General features: G+C 41.8%; 15 protein-coding genes and 2 pseudogenes. 3 read left to right on the top strand and 14 right to left on the bottom strand.

Annotated elements, in window-relative coordinates; all coding sequences use genetic code 11:
* The first annotated feature begins 708 nt into the window (after positions 1 to 708).
* Positions 709 to 2178, top strand: a complete 1470-nt coding sequence (locus QN079_RS05610; protein WP_289230492.1) for an AcpB/EbpR/MafR family transcriptional regulator — start codon at positions 709 to 711, stop codon at positions 2176 to 2178.
* Between the two features lie 223 nt (positions 2179 to 2401).
* Here QN079_RS05610 and QN079_RS05605 read toward each other — a convergent pair whose 3' ends face one another.
* The 3 genes from QN079_RS05605 to QN079_RS05595 all read right to left on the bottom strand — a co-directional run bounded on the left by QN079_RS05605 (position 2402) and on the right by QN079_RS05595 (position 5091).
* Positions 2402 to 3601, bottom strand: coding sequence for a 3D domain-containing protein (locus QN079_RS05605; RefSeq protein WP_194186019.1), 1200 nt, complete (start codon positions 3599 to 3601; stop codon positions 2402 to 2404).
* A 205-nt stretch (positions 3602 to 3806) separates the two neighbouring features.
* A complete protein-coding gene (locus QN079_RS05600; RefSeq protein WP_142971582.1) occupies positions 3807 to 4574 on the bottom strand; it encodes a putative ABC transporter permease in 768 nt (255 codons plus the stop codon).
* Between the two features lie 139 nt (positions 4575 to 4713).
* The gene (locus tag QN079_RS05595; protein ID WP_016608130.1) at positions 4714 to 5091 is read right to left on the bottom strand and encodes a DUF7006 family protein; all 378 of its coding nucleotides are present in this window, start codon (positions 5089 to 5091) and stop codon (positions 4714 to 4716) included.
* Positions 5092 to 5593: 502 nt separating this feature from the next.
* Here QN079_RS05595 and QN079_RS05590 point away from each other — a divergent pair.
* A complete protein-coding gene (locus tag QN079_RS05590) occupies positions 5594 to 6217 on the top strand; it encodes a hypothetical protein (protein ID WP_015509378.1) in 624 nt (207 codons plus the stop codon).
* A 62-nt stretch (positions 6218 to 6279) separates the two neighbouring features.
* Here the strand turns inward: QN079_RS05590 and QN079_RS05585 are convergent.
* From QN079_RS05585 to QN079_RS05575, 3 genes and pseudogenes are all read right to left on the bottom strand, one after another.
* A pseudogene (locus QN079_RS05585) lies at positions 6280 to 8190 on the bottom strand (glucosaminidase domain-containing protein).
* Between the two features lie 33 nt (positions 8191 to 8223).
* Positions 8224 to 9713: pseudogene (locus QN079_RS05580) on the bottom strand (C40 family peptidase).
* 365 nt (positions 9714 to 10078) lie between these two features.
* On the bottom strand, positions 10079 to 10699 hold the full coding sequence (locus QN079_RS05575; RefSeq protein WP_015509375.1) for a TetR/AcrR family transcriptional regulator: 621 nt from the start codon (positions 10697 to 10699) through the stop codon (positions 10079 to 10081).
* A 109-nt stretch (positions 10700 to 10808) separates the two neighbouring features.
* Here QN079_RS05575 and QN079_RS05570 point away from each other — a divergent pair, with 109 nt between their 5' ends.
* Positions 10809 to 11411, top strand: coding sequence for an ECF transporter S component (locus QN079_RS05570; protein ID WP_142971580.1), 603 nt, complete (start codon positions 10809 to 10811; stop codon positions 11409 to 11411).
* A gap of 132 nt (positions 11412 to 11543) precedes the next feature.
* Here QN079_RS05570 and QN079_RS05565 read toward each other — a convergent pair whose 3' ends face one another.
* The 8 genes from QN079_RS05565 to QN079_RS05530 all read right to left on the bottom strand — a co-directional run bounded on the left by QN079_RS05565 (position 11544) and on the right by QN079_RS05530 (position 19798).
* Positions 11544 to 11903: a DUF1304 domain-containing protein gene (locus QN079_RS05565; protein WP_016613516.1), complete on the bottom strand. Its 360-nt coding sequence runs from the start codon at positions 11901 to 11903 to the stop codon at positions 11544 to 11546.
* Positions 11904 to 11905: 2 nt separating this feature from the next.
* Positions 11906 to 12193 carry a putative quinol monooxygenase gene (locus QN079_RS05560; protein WP_142971578.1) on the bottom strand — a complete coding sequence of 96 codons (288 nt, stop codon included), beginning with the start codon at positions 12191 to 12193 and terminating at the stop codon, positions 11906 to 11908.
* A 14-nt stretch (positions 12194 to 12207) separates the two neighbouring features.
* The gene (locus QN079_RS05555) at positions 12208 to 12843 is read right to left on the bottom strand and encodes a nitroreductase family protein (protein WP_289230491.1); all 636 of its coding nucleotides are present in this window, start codon (positions 12841 to 12843) and stop codon (positions 12208 to 12210) included.
* Positions 12844 to 12857: 14 nt separating this feature from the next.
* Entirely contained in the window at positions 12858 to 13265 is a 408-nt protein-coding gene (locus QN079_RS05550; protein ID WP_008378808.1) for a MarR family winged helix-turn-helix transcriptional regulator, read from the bottom strand.
* Between the two features lie 209 nt (positions 13266 to 13474).
* On the bottom strand, positions 13475 to 16141 hold the full coding sequence (locus tag QN079_RS05545; RefSeq protein WP_142971574.1) for a cation-translocating P-type ATPase: 2667 nt from the start codon (positions 16139 to 16141) through the stop codon (positions 13475 to 13477).
* A 766-nt stretch (positions 16142 to 16907) separates the two neighbouring features.
* Positions 16908 to 17822, bottom strand: coding sequence for a cation diffusion facilitator family transporter (locus tag QN079_RS05540; RefSeq protein ID WP_142971572.1), 915 nt, complete (start codon positions 17820 to 17822; stop codon positions 16908 to 16910).
* Positions 17823 to 18000: 178 nt separating this feature from the next.
* The gene (locus tag QN079_RS05535; RefSeq protein ID WP_142971570.1) at positions 18001 to 19140 is read right to left on the bottom strand and encodes an LCP family protein; all 1140 of its coding nucleotides are present in this window, start codon (positions 19138 to 19140) and stop codon (positions 18001 to 18003) included.
* 193 nt (positions 19141 to 19333) lie between these two features.
* Positions 19334 to 19798: a VOC family protein gene (locus tag QN079_RS05530; RefSeq protein WP_142971569.1), complete on the bottom strand. Its 465-nt coding sequence runs from the start codon at positions 19796 to 19798 to the stop codon at positions 19334 to 19336.
* Between the last annotated feature and the right edge of the window lie 3 nt (positions 19799 to 19801).

Raw genomic sequence — 19801 nt, 5'->3', positions numbered from 1 at the left:
ATATAATGGCAAATATCAGTTATTTTAAATATACATAAATAACGTGTAGCATACTTGACAGTTTTTTTAAACCCTCATTTTAAATAATAAATAATTCAGTGATAATCGTTATTCTCATCGTCTTTGAGAGTTGTCACATCATAGAAAAATAACCATAAGAGATTATATTCATTCATTTTCTCAACATCTTTTCATTATAAATAGAAAAGATAAGAATTTCAGAAAGAAAAGTTAAATGCTTTTGTTGTTATTATAAATCGGTTGGACAAAACTGAATATTTTTCTTGGGGCACATAGGGTTTCCTTCGCAGTTACTATTTATTTACACCAATCGTTCCTGTTAAAATTATAAGTTATCTTCCATAAACTGACTTTCCCCCTCAATTCCGCCCTTTCATCAGCTATCGGTTTGTTTCAAATATAGTTAATCATTCAATTTTTATTTTGTCGTAATAAAATTATCACCTCTCTCATACTATTCAATGCCCATCAATTTCCTTTTTTGCACTGAAAAAACGTGTTTCTACCTATATATATATATATATATATGCCAATCATCAGTTGATTTATAAAAAATGCAAAAAATCTTGCACATACTCAGGTATAGATTTCACCAACCGATGAAATACGTGATTTGTTTTTTCTTCCCTATCTTCATTAAGATGAATAAGTAAGATTTGCGATTTTATTCATGAAAGGAGCCACGTCTTGAGAAATTTTCAAATTAATTTTATTACCAATACTGCAACGATTCGATGGCTGAAAATTTTGATGGCATTCGAGAAAAATTATCAATGTTCGACTCAAGGTTTGGCAAAGATTTCAGGAAGTACCACGCGAACAATCGTTACGGACGTGACGGATCTAAAAGAGTATTTTGGCGACTGTTTATCGATCGACTCTTCTCACAAGGGGTATATTTTTTCAATCAAACATTCCGCTGTGTATTTAACGAAAAAACGTGCGCTGATTGCCGATGAGATTTTGTTCCATATCATCGAAAGTATTTTCCACAATGATCTTTATAGCTCATCAGAATGGGCCGAGAAATACCATATATCAGAAAGCACTGTTCTTCGCTATTTACGGAAAGTGCAACCGATTTTTTCTTTCTATCGTTTAGAGATTCAAACCAATCCTATTTGCTTTCTCGGTGAGGAGATCAATATTCGCAAGTTTTTCCATGATTTCTATTATGAATCAGAAATTACTGCCCATACGATCTTTCCGCCGATCGCCATCCAAAATATCACTGCTAGTGCTTTTTCAAGATGTTATCAACTCGACCAACATGCTTGTTCATTTGGTGAATTCAATTATTACTTGTATATCACCTTTGAGCGCCATTGTGCAGGTCAACGTATCGAGTTGCCTAAGCAAATAAAAAAAATATTCGAGCAGTATAATGATTTTCGGCTATTTTCTGAAATCAACGAGGCAATGAGTGAACAATACCAAAAAGAACTTCCCTATGAGGAAGTCCTTTATTTGTTCTTACTAGTGAAAACCCGTCGCTCAATCAGCAACTTGGCGATCGAACAAACCTTTTGCAGAGAGTATAATCATTGGCCTGAAATTAAGCAGCTTGCGGCAGCCTTTGTCAAAGATTGTTTGCCGGATACACAAGATAGCGCTCGTGACCGGCTCTTAGTGGAGTCCTTTTTTACGGTAGCAAAAATCAAGCAATTATTATCCCCTTTATTAAACCATATGATTTCTGATACCGTTCAATTTGTCGAAGAGGCATATACGGATGATTACCATCTATTTAAAAACTATCTGTTGACGCAACCATTAGCCAGAGAAATTTGGGACAGTAACACACTGGAGCACTTAGGAACGAGTCTTACGATGTACGTTACTTCTATTAAATCGTTGTACTGGCAAGCAAAGAAAAATATCGCTTTTTTATTCGAAGGCCCCTTTTATTTATGCCAATTATTAAAATGCAAATCTGTTCGTTATTTGCGCAGCTCTCGGACATTTTATTTTCCAGACTCCAATGAATTGTCGGCAGGCTATTTGGAAAAAAATCAAATTGATTTGATCGTTACCAACTATACGGAATATATTACCGAATATGCCCAAGACATTGATTATTTGCTATTCAAAACCTTTCCCGATGAGCACGACTGGGAAGCATTAGAAGAGAAATTGAATGCCAATTTCAATCCTTGATAATCGTGCACCCTCTGTTCTCCTCCTTCTGACCAAGCTGTTCAAAAAATGCTCCTGAGAACGATCGTAAGAGCTTGTGAGCAGTTTAACAATAAATCCAGAGCGGTATCGTTCGTGTCAGAACTGACGCAGCGATACGCTCTCTTCTTATGCCTTCCTCCATTAAAAGCAAAAAAAGAAGCAGCCACTTCATTCAGTGAGCTGCTTCTTGCTAGTTAATTGATTAATCAAGAATCGTTACTTTTACTTGACGACGTCCCCATTGTCTACATTGTGCGACGTTATCAAAGTGAACATCAATGATGTTTCCTTTGATTGCACCACCCGTATCAAGCGCTAGTGCTACGCCATAGCCTTCAACATTGACTAAGGTGCCTAACGGAATCACGCTTGGATCAACGGCAACTGCCATTGGATTTTTACGTAAGTCTGTCCCACTTGCTGTAAAGAAACTAGAGCCAGCTTCTTTATACGAGTAAGCAGTTGATTCCATCATCAATGTTCGACCACTACTTGTATTGCTGTTGTTGCTATTGTTATTACTGTTGTTAGTTGTATTGCTTGAGCTGCTGTTCGGGCTATTGTTGTTGCTTGAAGAGCTGCTTGATGATGAGCTGCTGCTTTCAGTCGTATTGCTGCTCGATGAAGCAGACGCTTGGGATTCAGAAGCGCTTGAACGTTCAGCAGCTTGAGCTGCTTCTTTTTCAGCTTTTTCTTTCGCTGCTTGTTCCGCTGCTTCTTTGGCTGCCCGTTCTTCTGCTGCTTTTTCAGCAGCTAAGCGAGCTGTTTCAGCTTCTTTGCTGGAAGCGATTTGTGCCAAGGTTGCTTCGTTTTCTTTCAATTGGGCTTGTAGATTCGCAATTTTTGAATCCAGTGTTTTGGCTTCAGATTCTAATGCGGTTTGATTTTCTTTCAATGATTGCTGTGTTGACTGTGCTTTTTCTTCTAAAGCTTCCAGCTTTTCTTTTTCTGCTGTCAACGAATCGATCTTTTCTTTTTCCAAGTTTTGTAACATCGTCATCGCATAGGCACGATTGATAAAATCTTGGATGTTGGATGATTCTAACAGTACCGTCCAGTCTCTGGTTGCCCCGCCATTGACTTGGATGTCTTTCATACGTTCCGCAACGACTGCTTCACGCTTTTCAATTGTTTCTTGTGCAGTTTTGATTTCTGCTTTGGTTGTTGCTAATGATTCTTCATTTTCAGCGATTTGAGCTTTTAGCTCTTCTACCTCACTGTATTTCGCATTCACATCAGTCAATGCAATCTGTACTTCCGTACTGATTTCCTGACTTTGCTGCATGACGGCACTTTCTTGCTCTTGCAATGATTCAAGTGACTCAGCCTGCGCAAAGATTGGAGAAACGATTCCTGCCGCAAAGACAGCGACAACGATTGTTCGTAGTTTCTTTGCCTTCAAAAAATTCCCTCACTTCTCACTATGGTTTCCAACATATCCTATTATACAAATTCTTAAGAAGAATTTTATTGCAGGACCTTTACAATTTATTACAAATTATCGTAAAAGTGGGTGTTTTCATCGTCTTTTTCAACTGAAATCAGTCAGAAGTGGGAAGAATCAGCATTGATAAGGGTTTATTTTTTGTAATCTAACCGTAACAAACCTATTTTTTCTTACGGATCGCTTCGATAAATCGAGACAATTCCTGACTGCTTTTTATCTGATTGATTTCTAACTTTTGAAAGTTTTTTAAGAGTCTTCTTTGATGGAAATTCAATCTCGGTAGATTTTGTTTTAATACGCGCCATTCTTCTGGAAACGCTGCGAAGCGCCCTTGCCAATCGTTTTTATATTGCTCAATATTTTCAGCCAATTCTTTTTTGTGCTGTTCAAAGGCTTGATTGACTTGTTGCACCGCTTTCTGAAAGGCAACCAAGTTAGCAAGGGTATAGCCCATATCAAAAGAAAGAACCATTAATAAGAAAACGGGCAATAAGAATCCGACCCGAGCAATCAAGGTTTGCACGATCTCCAGCATTTGTGGATGAACAAATCGAACAATCAGCACACAACACACGCCCCAAAAAAGAGAAATCGGCAATGCCACCCGTCCATTGATATTCAGTGGTACTTCTTTGTAATCCCACCATGAGGCATGAAAAAACCGCTCAAGTAAATAACTTGTCATATATTCAAGCACGGTGACCAACAACGCTGCCGCAAAGAACAGTGGAATCACTTGCTCATGCAATGGCCGTAACAAATAGACAACGCCAAGAATTCCAAAGCCGTAGATGGGTGTGATCGGACCAATAAGGAACCCCCGATACACAAAGTGCTTGGCTTTTAGCGAGCAATAAATGGTTTCCCAAAGCCATCCGATAAATGAGTACAAGAAAAACAATAAAATGATCCGTTCAAATTGAACCATACTTCTCCGCTCCTTTTCAAACTATCACAATGATTTGTGCAATCGTACTTGTCATCACAATCATACCACAAATCAATCGGTCTTATTTTGAATCAGTGCAGTAGCTTATTCCTCGTTTGAACGTTCTTTTTTTCGTTGCTTATTGATCACCAAAAATAATTGATGGATGCACTTGTTCTTTCAAACTATAGCCACACAGTTCTTTGTTAAAGGTAAAATGATCTTGTTCCACATTGGCAATGATCTCATCTTCGGAAAATCCATGAAAATCGTAGTCATTGATGTAACTGCGAAGTAATACTAATTTTGCATCGATCAAGAGAACTCTTTGGATATCCATCCAAAAAGCCATGTCTTTGTTTTTCAATATTTTTTTCAATTCTGCTTCCTGTGCTAACCAGTACGCATAGACTGATGGCATTTCATCTTTAATGGTTTCAGCAGATAATCCTTCTCTCATTTTTACTAGATACTCATTTACTGATTGATAAAACAATTTCCTTCCCCCTAGTTCCATTATTTTTAAACGTTGATCATATGTTTCTTCTATTTCTTCGCCACTTTAAGCTATCTTTCTCTATCCAACTGTCGCTGATGTCGCCTTTTTTGTATCGAAAGAAGCCATAGTATTTCGCAACAAAATTCTGACAATTATTCAAAACAAATAGATACATAAAAAACACACTATTATTTTATAGATATAACCGACACAATTTTTAACTTCACTATTCTTTTAATGCTTCCTTTCTTTTCTAAAGCATAGCAAAAGTCGCCCCGTATTTATAATCAACTTTTGCATCAATCTAAGAAAAAAGTGAAAATAAGCGGTAACAGTCCGTTATTTCCGCTTTATTTTTTAAATTTACTATTTAGCAACCCTTTATTTTTTTCGATTCATGCAATAACTGAGAATATTTTATTGCGTTATTTCCTTTCCTATTATACGATTAACTAAATAATGTTGGTTATTTGAAAATAAAAAACAAAGGGGAACGTGAGAATAGGGGAACGTGAGAATAATGAAAAAAAGTGTTGTTTTTAGTTTATTGGGGTTCACACTTCTTTTTGCTGGCTGCACGCCAAAAGAGGAGAAACCAGCTTCAGAAAGTACGGAAAATGCAAGCGCTACAAGCTTATCTATGACATCGTCAACCGAAGTCGCCCAAGAATCGACGGTCTCTTCTAGCGAAGCGGCTTTACCAAGTTCGGAACAGACCATCACAGGCGTGAGTGGAACAAACTATACCATCGATTTGCCTAGCAATTGGCAAGAGGTACCTGATTTCACTTCATTGAACCCTGACAATGATTTCATGTTGTCCGATGCGTTAGAAACGAAATACTTAGCTGCAGTCGTTGAATCGAAACAGGATTTTGCCGATTTAGAAACTTATCTCGGATTGGTTCAAGAAAATTTGGCAACGAGCTTCGATACGACTGCCACCTTTTTACCAATTCCTGACACAAAGGCCTATTTCGTTGATTTCCCTGCGACAGTTGAAGGGCTAAATATCCACTATATTTATTATGTACTTGAAACCGAAAATAATTACGTTCAGTTGTATGGCTGGACGTTAGAAAGCTTATACGACTCTTCAAAAGAGGAATTAACAGCGATCATGAACAGCTTTAAAGAAGAATAAACAAAACATCTGTACCCAGTTTGGCTAATCGCCACAAACATGGGTACAGATGTTTTTTCTTTTTATCTACGGACTACAAGACGTTGCCCTACCAGAATCAATGAGCCAGAAAGGTTATTCCACTGCATCAACTGATTCACAGTTACACCGTAGCGTTGCGAAATCCCCCATAGAGTGTCTCCCGAACGTACAGTATAGGTGGTGCTGTTTGATGAGGAAGCGTTCGTTTCTTGAACGTACGCTGCACTTACCCAGCCACGCCCTTCAATTCGATACCAGACATTGTTGCCATTAACACTGGTTCCCGTCTTTTGCGCAACTGCGCGAAAAGAGGAATTGTTCACCAATAAACCGACAATTCTTGCACTGGTAGACGCATCGGAGCGAATGTTCAGAGTTGCCGTTGTACGAAACTCTTTGTTGATACTTTGTTCAGAGCTATTACTTCCAGCGTTGACTTCTGTTACGTACGCAGCACTCACCCAGCCGCGTCCTTGGATTCGATATCACACATTGTTGCCGTTGACACTCGTTCCCGTCTTTTGAGCGACTGCTCGAAATGTTGCATTGCTTGCCAAGGAGCCGACAACAGAAGCGCTAGTCGATGCGTCGGAACGGATGTTCAAGGCAGCGGTGGTGCGAAACTCTTTGTTGATGCTTTGTTCGGCATTGTTGTTGCCGTTGCTGTTATCATTGTTATCATCATTGTTGTTATCGTTGTTGTTCTCGCTGTTATTACCATTATTGTTGTTATCATCCCCACCCGTATTCGATGAGATCTCCGTCACGTGAGCGGCACTTACCCAGCCACGTCCTTGAATTCGGTACCACGTCGTATTGCCGTTCACACTGGTGCCGCTTTTTTGCGCTACTGCTTCAAATGTTGCATTGGCAGCCAATGAACCCACGATCGAGGCGCTGGTGGAAGCATCCGAACGGATATTGAGTGCTGCATTTGTTCTGAATTGTTTATTGATCGCCTGTTCAGAATTGTTATTATTGTTATTGTTATTATCATTTGAGCCGCCACCACTTGATGTATCATACTGGGTCAAATTGTGCGTTTCAATCAAGTTGTTTAGCTTACTTGCATAAGCCGTGTCGGTGGCATAACGTCCTTGCAGCCATTGTGTCGCGTCACGATAAGAATTCGTATTAGACTTCCATGCCCCATGGTAGAAGAAAACACCCGGCGAGAATGAGGTGGTTCTCAAAACGTGCGCATTGTCTTGAAAAGATTCTTTTAATGAGGGGTATTTACGAAACTTCGCAATAATCGGATAGAGATTGCCATTCCCGTCATCTTCCATGGTTTGCATCTCTACAAACTGTCCATTGTAAGATCCCTTGATACCAAACATATTATTGGCAAGAGTAGTCAGCGTGGATTGCCCCCAACCTGATTCTAAGATCGCTTGCGCAATCATGACTGAAGCGTAGAGGTCATTTGCCCCCGCAACTTCTTGTGCCATTGGTCCTACTTGCTGAATAAATGCTTGCTGATTATTAGATCGTGCCATTGGATTGTTGTAGTTGGGCATGACCTTCGTTTCAATGGCGATCCGCTCTTCTTCTGACAGAACAGGAATGTCACGATCGATTTCTGCTTCATTCTGTTCTGAAGCATAATCTGCTGGTTCATTATCGGGTACGTCTTGAATTTCTACTACATCCGAACTTTCAGCTTCTGATGGATCGGTACTATCTTGCGTTGCTGGTGATCCCTCGTTGACTTCTTGATCTTCTACAATGCTCACGGAATCTTGCGTCGATGTGTCTTGGGTTGACTCTGCTGTTTCAACTACTTGAACACCATTTTGGGTTTCTGCTGACTCAAGTGTATCTGCTAAAACATTCATCGGCAAAATATTCACCGTACTAACAAGTGCAGCGGTTGCCGCCGCACTTTTACGGTAAAGAAGTCCTCTTCTTTGTTTCTTCGCACGATAACGAAGCTGTTTTCTTTCTTCCATTTGTCTCTCCTTAAAACTACAGCTAGCTAGTTCTTACATTCTTACTGCAAAGCTAGGTGTAAAATGAGCGGTACTGCCAACAGAAACATTTGTCCTGGGCGTGGTGCATGAATGTATTGTCCGCCACCTAAAGCAATGGCTACATGATAGGTGCTGCCTGATGAACCCCAGAATAATAGATCTCCTGGTTGTGCTTGGCTAACGGAAATCAATGTAACCGCTGTTTCTTGTGGTACCGTCCATCCACCAATATCTCTTCCTGTTACTTGTAAAAAGACATAGCGAGTAAACCCAGAACAGTCAAAGCTGTCCGGTCCTTTGGCACCCCAAACATAGGGTTTTCCGATATGCTTATAAGCTTCTGCCACGATTGCAGCACCATTTGTTGATGCTGGTGCAGAAGGTGCTGGCGGCGTCACGATCGGCGCTGGTGACGGAGCAGGCGTTGGCGCCGGTGTTGGTGTAACGGGCGTCGGTGCTGGCGTTGGTGCAGGAACTGCAGGTGCACTGTCCGCTGGCGTCTCTGGTGCTGCAGGTGTCACTGGTGTTTCTGGCTCTTGAATTTCTGGTGTATCTACTGGTGCTTCTTCTGGAGCCTCTGGTGTTTCAACTGGTTCAGATTCTTGCGTTTCCTCTGGCTGCGTTTCTGCTGGCGCTTCTGGCTCTTCCACTGGCGCTGGGCTCTCTGCTCCTGCGTCAGATTCGGTGCCCTCTGCTTGAACAGCCGCTTCATTCAAGGCTGCTGCTTCCGCTGCAGCTTGTTCTGCCTGCTGTTGCGCCGCTTGTTCCGCTTGGGCTTGTAAAGCAGCAACACGGGCAGCTTCTTCACGGATTCTTGCTTGCTCCGCTTCATAGGCTTCTTTTTCCGCACGCAGCTGTTCTTTTTCTTCTTCTTTCGTTGCTTCTTCGTAGGCTAACTGACTAACTAAGACATTTAATTCTGCTTGGCTTGCTTCCAAGACACCTTTTTGTGCTTCCAGATGGCTCTGTGCTGCTTGCAATTCTGCCACTTTTTCTTGTGATTCCGCACGCTTTTGTTCAACTGCTTGTTGATCGGCTTTTTGCTGTTCGATCACTTCATTATTCGCTCGAATGATCGTCGTCATGGCATGTACCCGACCCACTAGATCACTGACAGAATCAGCTTCTAGTACGGCTGTTAGAAAATTGTCGCCTTTTCCATTGACTTGTGTTTCTCTGGCTTGCTTTTCGATGTTTTCTGAGCGTTTGGCAATCCGCTCTTCTAACTGACTGATTTCTTGATCCAATCCTTCGATCGCTTGCAACAAATCACTTTGCTGCGCTAAAATGATTGCTGCTTCTTGATTTAATGAATCAATTTCTGCAGACAATCCATCAATTTCCCCTTGTACGCTTTGACGTTGCTGTCTCAACTGATCAATTTCGTTATTTTTTTGTTCGATCAATTGATCGTGATTCGTAGCAAAAACGGTCACAGGTCCGCCGAATGATGACAATACAATGCCACACATACACACTGTTGCAAAGATTTTCCTCTTCATCCGATCCTCCAAATTCAATTTTAAAACTTTTTTTTCATTTATTTGACCATTTTCATTTTACCATAGTTCAGCAGCAAACCCGATCCGTAAGCGATTTACATTTTAGTTACACAGATAAACTCTGTTTTTTTATTGCATGTTCCCCACTCCTCTGCGATCTACACCCCTAGTGAATCCCTATTTACCAGCTGTTCAAGAAAACTTCATAGAAAAAGTCCTTTTTCTTAAGAAAAAATAAATAATGTTGTAGATTTCACTTTTATTACATTAATTTTCTGCAAAATATGCTTGATTCACAAAATATTTACAGACGAAAAAAACTCCTTCCTAGTGTTTTCTAGAAAAGAGCGAGTTTTTTGTCTGGGTTATTCGCGATAAGGGAGTAGTTGTCTCATTACAGCGATTTGGTCATCAATGGTCTGTTCTGTGATGTGACCGGTCAGAGCCAAAATCCCCAATCCTTCAATCACGAACATATAGTTTTCTGCAATCACTGCCAAGTTTTCATCTTTTAACACACCTTGCTGAACGCCGACTTGAAAGATCTCATGGATTGTCCGTTTCGTCTCAGAAAGTTGTGCTTGCTGCAGGGAACTGGAGGCTTCGGTTTTATGCGTATAGTAATACTCGTAGACGGCTCGCAGCATACCGTCAGAAATGCTGTGGAGTAGACGCTTGCGATGGTCGGAAAAATATTTGTTTAAAATCGTTTCAAAGGGCACTTGCTCCATGATCATCTCTCGTACATCATCAAATTTTCGTTTGGAGCGCTGCTCTAACACTGCCAAAAAAATCTCATCCACCGAACGAAAATATAAATAAATGCCACCACGACTAATGCCGCACTCTTCGATAATGTCCTTCATTGTCGCATCGATCAAGCCTTTCTTACTAAAGACGACTTTGGCACTTTCAAGAATCAAATCACGCTTTTGTTGTTTTTTCTTTTCCGCTGTAGTCAATTCGCTCTGTTGCTTCTTTGCCATTTTTTTGGCTCCTTTCATCACATTATCAATGACACTCGTGTCATTTTGTTGTATAATCAACCTAACTTAAAAATGACACGAGTGTCATTATAAAAAAGGAGTTTTTACAATGAATACAAAAAGCAAAACCTATCGCCTTGTCATTCGTGCCATTTTGACTGCTATTATTATTTTACAGACGATGGTGCCTTTCCTTGGATTTATTCCGATCGGTATCACTAGTTTAACGATCATCCATATCACGGTGATCGTCGCTGCCATCGTTTTAGGGACAAAAGACGGGATGTTCATCGGCTTAGTCTGGGGGATTTTTACCATGATCCGTGCGTTTACCTCTCCGACATCACCCTTAGACATTGCCGTTTTCACCAACCCAATCATCTCGGTGGTTCCCCGTGTGTTGGTTGGCTTAGTGGCTGGTCTCTTGTTTACGATCATTTACAAAAAGACCAAAAAGGTCGTCGCTGCTTCGATTGTTGCAGCAATCTTTGGGACCATCACCAATACAGTTTTGGTCTTAACGTTGATGGGAACCTTATATACTGGCTTAGTTGCCACTACCTATGGTGTCGATGCTTCGGCTTTATTCGTGACCCTCGGTGGAATCGCTATAACGAATGGAATCTCTGAGGTGATCACAGCTGCGATCTTAACACCCATTCTAGTAAAAGCCTTATTTGCAGCAACCAGCTTACGTCCAGAAAATCGTTAGTCCCTTCTCTTATCCTATCATTTTTTTCACGTTCTGAGTACTCTTTGCCCAAACATTAAAAGCCCCCGATCGAAGAAAGCTTCTATTGTATAGAAATGCTTTCTTCGATCGGGGGACTTCTTCTTTTATTGGTTAAAAAAAGGTGGATAGCAAGGCAAGGATCGCTAGGCCGCCTTGGGTCAAAATAATTTTCTTGTCGCTAGTCACACTGCCATATGCTGCTACTAAGATAATGTAGATCAACAGCAAGCGACTGATTTCCAATGGCGCTGAAGCAAAGGTAATACTATACAGTAACCCCAAACCAATCAGCCCATTGTAAACTCCTTGGTTTTTGAACAAGGTCACAACAATCGGTCGTTCAAGTTCTGCTTTCGTCACGTTGAAGACCCGCGCTGTTGCTTTGGACGTAGTGGCAAATGTTTCTAAATAGAGAATATAGAAAAATTCTAAGGCAACCAGTACAATCAAAATCGTCGATAAAATCGTCATCTTTATTCTCCTTGATGAGCGACAACGATCTCGCTCGGTTTGGCTGCAAAGTCAGGCATTTGTTGGAATAATTGTTGCAGCAGCGGGGTTTGATTGTGGGCGGTGATCGCTTCTTGATTCGCCCATTTTTCGACCATGACAAACCGATTGTTCTCTTCCAATGATTCATAGAGATGATAGCCGTGGCAGCCTTCCTCAGCTCTCGCCGATGCTAATAATGGCGTAACAGCGGCTAAAAAATCTTCCCGCTTTTCTTCTTTGATGTAAAACGTTGCATTGATGATTTCCATCGTTTTCCCTCCTCTTATAGAAATGTCGTAATTTGTTCTGCGTCTAACCGAACGGATTCATAGCCTAATTCTTTGGCTTTTCCGACTGAAAGGATCATAACAGGAGCATAACGTTCTTTGTCTAAGCCAAAAGCTTCGGCTAATTGATCTGCTTCAAAGCCGCCGATTGGGTTGGTTTCATAGCCATGCGCCCGCGCAACTAACATAAATTGTATCGCTGCTAAACTAGCGTCGATCTTCACCACATCATTCATTTGTTCTTTTGTAAGATTTTCGTAATGCGGAATGATCGCTGCTAATTGTTGGTCACGTACTTCCGCTGGCATTTTGCCTTCTGCTACTGCTTTGTTATAAATTTCTTCCCCAAGTTCATGACAAAGCATATCGCCAAAAATCAAGACCATTGCAGAAGAGGTATCATTTTGACGGACGTTGAAACGAATCAACGGTTTCAATTTTGCTTTTTGCTCATCGCTTTCCACAACGACAAAGCGCCAAGGCTGCATATTGACTGAGGAAGGTGCTGTCGTTGACTCTTGGATCATGGTCAACATTTCTTCATGGGGGATTTTGTAGGTTTCATCATAGACACGAACCGATTTTCGGCCAAAGGTGATCTCTGAAAAATTGTTATTGCTGTATTCTGTCATGGGTTTGCCTTCTTTCATGGAACTAATTTCATAAGTAATGTTAGAAGCTGTGCTTCTTCTTCTTCGGTCAAATTGATGCCTAACGACTCCTCAGAACTGGCATGCTTTGAAGCACAACTAGCCAAATCGGCTTGTGCTTTCGGTGTCAAAGAAACAAAAATCTCGCGGTTATTGTCTTTGTTTCGTTCCCGTGTCACAAATTGTTTTTCTTCGAGAATCTTCAAATGCCGAGTGACCGCTGCACTATCGATCTTCAATTCATTCTGTACTTGATTTTGGGTACAGCGTCCTTGCTCATTCAAAAACTGCAGCAACTGATAACGGGTCAGACTAAAGCCAGTCTCTTTTTCAAAGATCGCCGTTAATTCTTGATTCACGATTTTCATCCGATACAGCAATCCGCTTAGCTCACGTAAATTCATTGCATGAACCGCTCCTTCCATCGTTGACTTGTCAACTGTTGACTAGTCAAGTATAAATCATTTTCTTTTGCTTGTAAAGAGTAAGCAAAAAAGACCCGCAGCTAGGCGAACCTCATCAAGAATCGAAACAGAAATTCTTTGATAAAGGTACACCATCAGGCGGCGGGTCTTCGTGACTCCAGTTTTGAGAAAATACGGTAGAATATATTTTATTTTAATTGGAAGAGTTTCTTCAAGCCCATCACGATCAGTGTAGAGATCGCTGCAGCAGCGAAGATAATGCCCCACGTGCCAGCTTGAATCGGCATCGTATCCAATAGCTCATTCATAAACGGTACATAGACCGCTGAAAGCTGTAAGCCGACGGAAAGGAGCAATGCCCCCATCAATGGTTTGTTTTTCAAGAGGGTTTTGTCTAAACCAAAGCCGCTGCTCTTACGAACGTTGAAAATATGCATTAATTGCGCCACTGCCATAAAGGTAAAGGTTGCTGTTTGTGCATAAAGCAACTCGTGATCCGTCAGCATCAGGAAATTGAAGAAGCCAAACGCCACCAAACCAATCACGACCCCACTTAAAATGATGCGTCCCAAGAAACGCTTGTTAACGAGGCCATCCGCTTTTGTGCGGGGCTGGCGCTTCATAATGTCGTCTTCAGCTGGTTCAAAGGCTAATGCCATGGCTGGAGCAATATCAATGACTAGATTCAAGAATAGGATATGCAGCGGTTGGATCGGCATGGGCATCAAGAAAATGACACTTAGAAAGATCGTCACGATCTCAACCATATTACAAGAGAACAGGAAGGAAACATATTTTTTGATGTTGTCAAAAATGATGCGTCCTTCTTTGATAGCATCGACAATCGTTCCAAAACGGTCATCCGTCAAAATCATATCGGAAGATTCTTTGGCTACTTCTGTCCCCCGAATCCCCATGGCGATCCCGATATCGGCGCCGTTGAGTGCTGGCGCATCGTTGACCCCATCGCCAGTCATTGAAACGATATCGCCTTCTTCACGCAACGCTTCCACAAGCTGTAATTTATTTTTTGGTGAAACTCGAGCAAAGACAGCGACTTCTTCGATTTTTTCGTTAAAGCCTTCTTGCCCTGCCAATTCATCGATCTCACGACCAGTCATGGTTTTTTCATGGTCTTTTAAGCCAATTTCTTTGGCGATCATGGATGCCGTCTTCGGATGGTCCCCCGTGATCATTTTCACTCGGATCCCCGCTTCTTGGGCAACCTTCACTGCTTCTTTGACATCTATTCGCGGCGGGTCGACGATGCCCGCAAAGCCTTGGATCTTGATTTTCTGCAGTGCTGCTTTCAGCTCTGCTTCGTCCGTTCCACCTTGATAATCCTTGATGCAACCGACAGCGATCACCCGCTGCCCATGACTGGCTAACGTGTCATTGTATTCATGAAGCTGTTCTTTTTCTTGGGCATCAGCATCGGCTAAATCAATCAAGACATCTGGTGCCCCTTTGATGATCAATGTCCGTTGCTTTCCTTCATACACAGTCACCATGTATTTGTTGTCGGAATCAAAGGGCATTTCTGCGATTTTCTTCAGCCCGCTGTCCTGCTCTTTTTGGCGATCGATGCCGATTTTTTGACCTAAAACGACGAACGCCCCATCTGTTGGATCACCGAGGATCTCGTATTGCCCTTCGTTTTCACGTAAGGTGGCGGTGGTACATAAAGCACCGTTTTCGATCATCCCTTGCAGCGCATCATGATTGACTGCATCGATCTCGGTTTCATCCTCCGAATCTGCCTTGTAAAATTTTCCGTTGGGTTCATATCCATTTCCTGTCACTTTGAACATTTCTCCGGAACCTAAAATGATCTCAGCAACCGTCATTTGGTTTTCGGTCAGCGTCCCCGTTTTGTCACTGGCAATGATGCTGGTGGCGCCCAGAGTCTCAACGGCTGATAACGATTTGACCAGTGCTTTGTGCTCGGCCATCGTCCGCATGCCTCGGGACAATGTGATCGTCGAAACGGCTGGCATTGCCTCAGGTATCGCTGCGACCGCCAAAATAATCGAGATATGGATCATTTCGACAAATGGTTGATTCGTCAAGACCCCAGCGATCAAAACTGCCACCGCAGCAAAAAGCGCGGCAATAATGATTGCTTTTCCTAGCTTGTCCAATTCGATATCTAACGGCGTTTGACGCTTTTTGTCACCCGTCAGCATGTCACTGATTTTTCCGACCTCGGTCTTCATACCGGTTTCTGTCACTACAGCATAGGCATTTCCCCGAGTTGCCGCAGTTCCTGCGAAAACGACATTGCGGCGATCGCCTAGTGGAACATCTTCTTCATAGGTTTCTCGTGCATCTTTTTCAACAGCTTCTGACTCACCGGTCAGCGCTGATTCGATGCAGGCAAAGTTGCTCGTTTCAAGTAAGCGGGCATCTGCCGCAATGGCATCCCCTTCTTCCAGAACGAGAATATCGCCTGGAACGATTTTTGCCGACTCGATCTCCATTACTTCTCCATCACGAATCACTTTTGCGGTAGTGTAAATCATACTTTGAAGAGAATCAATTGATTTTTGTGCTCGTAATTCTGTGATAAAGCCTGTCATTACAGCAATCACCACGGCAATCAATACTGCAATTCCTTCAATCGTTTCCCCCATCGCAAAAGAGAGTAACGCAGCTGCTAGCAATAAATAAACAATCAAGTTGTTCAAGTTATGCCACAGCAATTCCCATACAGAAAGGGATTCTTGTTGCTGGATCGTGTTTTCTCCGTATTTTTCTAAGCGTTTGTCAGCTTCTTTCCCGCTTAGGCCTTGCTTGCGGTCACTTTCAAAATGTTTCAAGGTCTCTTCAGTCTTTTGCTGGTAAAATTTTTCCATCAAATTCCTCCTTTTAATTGTAAACTTCTTGCCGAGGGTTTCCACGTTTCTGAAGGGATAAATCGGTACAGATACCTTGCACAGTCATTTTTTGATTTGAATCGGTTCAGGCAATTGCTGAATGAAGGGAATATAACCAATAAGAAAAGCAAGCGCAGGTTGACTGGCTGAGGGAAAAGGTATGTGTGATGAGTATCGATCATTTTGCGAGCGATGAAGCAGCTGCTTTTAATCGTCGCAAGTGATCTTTCTATGTACGTACTTTGTGAAAAAACCATCCGGCCTACTTCTAACCTATCATGGATGAAGATGTTCGCAAAGGATTTTGCTTCACAAGTGGTGTAAAAAAACAGTCGTAACAAAATTAGCACCACCGCTTTTGGTGACGATTGGGCAGCATGTCAGTAATGCCAAACAGGTACTCGTTTCGGTGTTTTCTTAATAATCTAAGCTTTTGCTATGTTGTGATTTACAATGTTACAACTCTAGCAAAAAAATAACTTTAAAAAGAGAACGCTTGCTGTCTTTACTTTATTTTAACAAAAAACAACAAACTTTTGAACAAAAAAAACGTTTATTGCTAAAAAAACAATTAAATTGCGACCTCTCGCTAACATTCTCCTTGCTGATCGTCTGAAAAGGTTGAAGCAAAACAAGCCATTGATCCATTGTGTTCATATAAAACAAGCACGCCAATACCCCAAAAAAGCATTCCTCGTTTGAATGATAAATCACCAACCGAAGAATGCTTCGTATCTATTCTAATTTAAGAGGGAACTTCCTCACTCTCGATGTAGCAATAGACTCGCAGATCAGGCAACGCCTGTTTGATCCGCTGTTCGGTGGTATCGATAAATACGCTTGGTTCTTCGGGTCCTAGCTTCAAGGTAAGGTCGGCGACGATCAAAAGTTCTTCTGGGCTTAGATGGAGGGTTCGCAAATCTTTGATTTGAATGATGGCAGGGTCGGCTAAAATTTGTTTGATCGCCATTAAATCAGAAGCAGAAGCGCCTTCACCAATCAAAAGGCTATAAAATTCTTTGGCTAAAAAGACAGCAGCAGCAATCAGCAACAATCCACCTAAAATGCCGCCGAGGGAATCAAATATCGGATTATCCGTCAATGCGGTCAATAAGATCCCTGCGATGGCGATCGTCACACTACCTAGGGCAAATAAATTTTCCGTGAAGCCTAAAAGCAGATCGGAATCGCGACTTTCTTTTAGGAAATGGACGAGGGGCTGGTTTTGCTTGTTTTGTTCTTTGACTTCTTGCCATCCCTCTTGTACAGCCGTCACTTCAATGAACAAACTGACAAATAAGATCGCTGCCACCAGCTGGAGCTGTTCCACTTCGTGGGTGGGGTCTAGCAGATCACGGCTGGCTTCAACAACCGCTAAAATTCCACCACCTAAAAAAACTGTCATGGCAACTACAGTACTAAAAAAATAGGTCGCTCGTCCTTCACCAAACTGATGCAGTTCGCTGCGTCCTCGCTGTGCTCGGTTTTCACCGATGGCTAGAAGTCCTTGATTGATGCAATCGATTAGACTATGGATACTTTCATTCATCAAGACTGCACTGCCGCTAAAGAAGTAGCCGATGGCTTTCATGATCAACCCTAAGACATGGGCCAGCAAAACGATTCTACGGGCTTTTTGCTCTTGCTGTTTTTCCAACATGGTTCCTCCTTCGGTGTCGGACTCGCTGTAACAAGCTGTCTCTTTTCTTAAGCATAGCACTGCACTTCCTAGATGAAAACGAAAGTGGCTTGCGGGTCTGATCTTGTCTTCACTGGGGTTTAAAAAGGACTGAGGGCACAAAAAAAGTCAGGATCGCTCCTGACTTTTTTTCTCTTGATTAGTAGCCGGTTCCGTCATCAACGACTTCCGAGCCGTATCCGTCGCCAGTTCCTGCACCGGTTTCGGTTCCTGTATCGGTACCTACGCCGGTTTGGGCTTCTGTATTCGCATCTGCTTGTGTATCTGCTGGCGCTTGACCTAATGCTTTCAACATATCGTTACGAATTTCATTGTAAGAATAGTCTTGAATATATACGATCGATTGTCCATCATATGATACGTCATCATACCATTCAAAGGTATGTTTTTGAATATCGAATCCAGACAACATATTGCCTGCTAAAGATACTAAGTCTTCAAACTTGAAGTTTGTATTCACGTCTTCGCTGACTGAGTCTAAGATTTCTTGGTACTTGGTGACATTATTGATTTTCAAAGCTTGGTGGATCGCTGCTTCAATAACTTCTTGCTGACGATTTCCTCGATCCACATCGGTATCCATTTTACGGATGCGGGCAAAAATCAAGGCTTGTTCACCGTTCAACAATTGACGACCTTCTGGAATCAATGTTTCTCCCGTGTTGTCTGAAGTATATTTCTTGTTGATGTCGTAAGGCACATCAACAGTGATCCCTCCGATGGCATCGATGATTTTCTCAAAACTGGTAAAATTGATGTTTACGTAATAGTCAATTGGCAATTGCAGGTAGTTTTGGACTGTTTCAATCGTTGCGTCTTCCTCACCAATCGTGAATGCACTATTGATCTTGGCGGTAGCAGCAATCGTCCCGGTTCCTGTTCCATCATAAATGTTGGTCCAAATGTCTCGTGGGAGACTGACCATATCGATTTTCTTGTTTTCGCCATCGTACACCATGTAAATCAAACTGTCGGTACGGGCACTGTCCAAATGTTCTGTCTTTTCACGTTCCGCATCATTATCAACACCCATTAACAAGATCCCAAACTTTGAATTCACGTCTGAAGCTTTTAATGAGTTGTCCTGTTTACTTTTATTAGAGCTGATCACAGCGGATTCTTTAAACATTTTATCCACTGAATTTTTTGCTGCATAATACGTATAGCCGGCAAATAAAACGATGCCTGCAATGGCGAAAAGAAAGATTCCTCCAATAATCACGCGTTTGTTGCGCGCTTTGTGGGCTCTTTGCTGTTTATATCTCGTCTTTCTATCCATAGTGCCTCCTTCATTTCTCCTGAATTGCTCTCCCCGATTGTACCAGAATTTTTACGATCCGCCTATTTTTTTAAGAAGTTTTATTCTTTTTCTGTGAAGTCCTTTAAACATTCCTTAAAAATAATTCTGGGATTGAAAGAAACTTGGATAATTAGTCAACTTCTATGGATATTTTATTAAAAAACGAGTTTTTTCATTCCCCCTTTTTAGAGGGATCAACTTCTTTTTCGACAGTCAGCTGAATAATTACACCAAAGGGATCGCGAACACTTGCATAAAAAAACGCAAAAGCATTCTCACTTGGTGCTTGGATCGTCTGACTGCCTTTTTGCCTCAATCGTTGATAAAGCTTCTGAGCTATTTGGGTCTCCGCTAACGTCAAACTCAGTGACAAGTGATTGCCTCGCTGAATCGCCTCTCCTTCAACTAGTGGATTGTCTGCCAGCTGCAACTGGAAATCTCCGATCTGTAGGATGGAGTGAGAAAGATACTGTTCTTGTCCCCCAAGAATCTCCAGCGTTGGATCAAGTCTCTCACGATACTCCTGGTTGGTGATGGCAAATAAGAGGGTTGCGTCTAGTGTTTCTTGATAAAATTGAATGGCTTCTTGGGCTTTGCCGTCTAACGTTAAAAACAAAGCAATTTTTGGTTCGATCATTTG

It is taken from the genome of Enterococcus sp. FZMF (assembly GCF_030263915.1).
GTDB classification, from domain to species: Bacteria; Bacillota; Bacilli; order Lactobacillales; family Enterococcaceae; genus Enterococcus_D; species Enterococcus_D casseliflavus.
The sequence above is the reverse complement of the archived record's forward strand: the minus strand, read 5'-3'. Positions and strand labels throughout refer to the sequence as shown.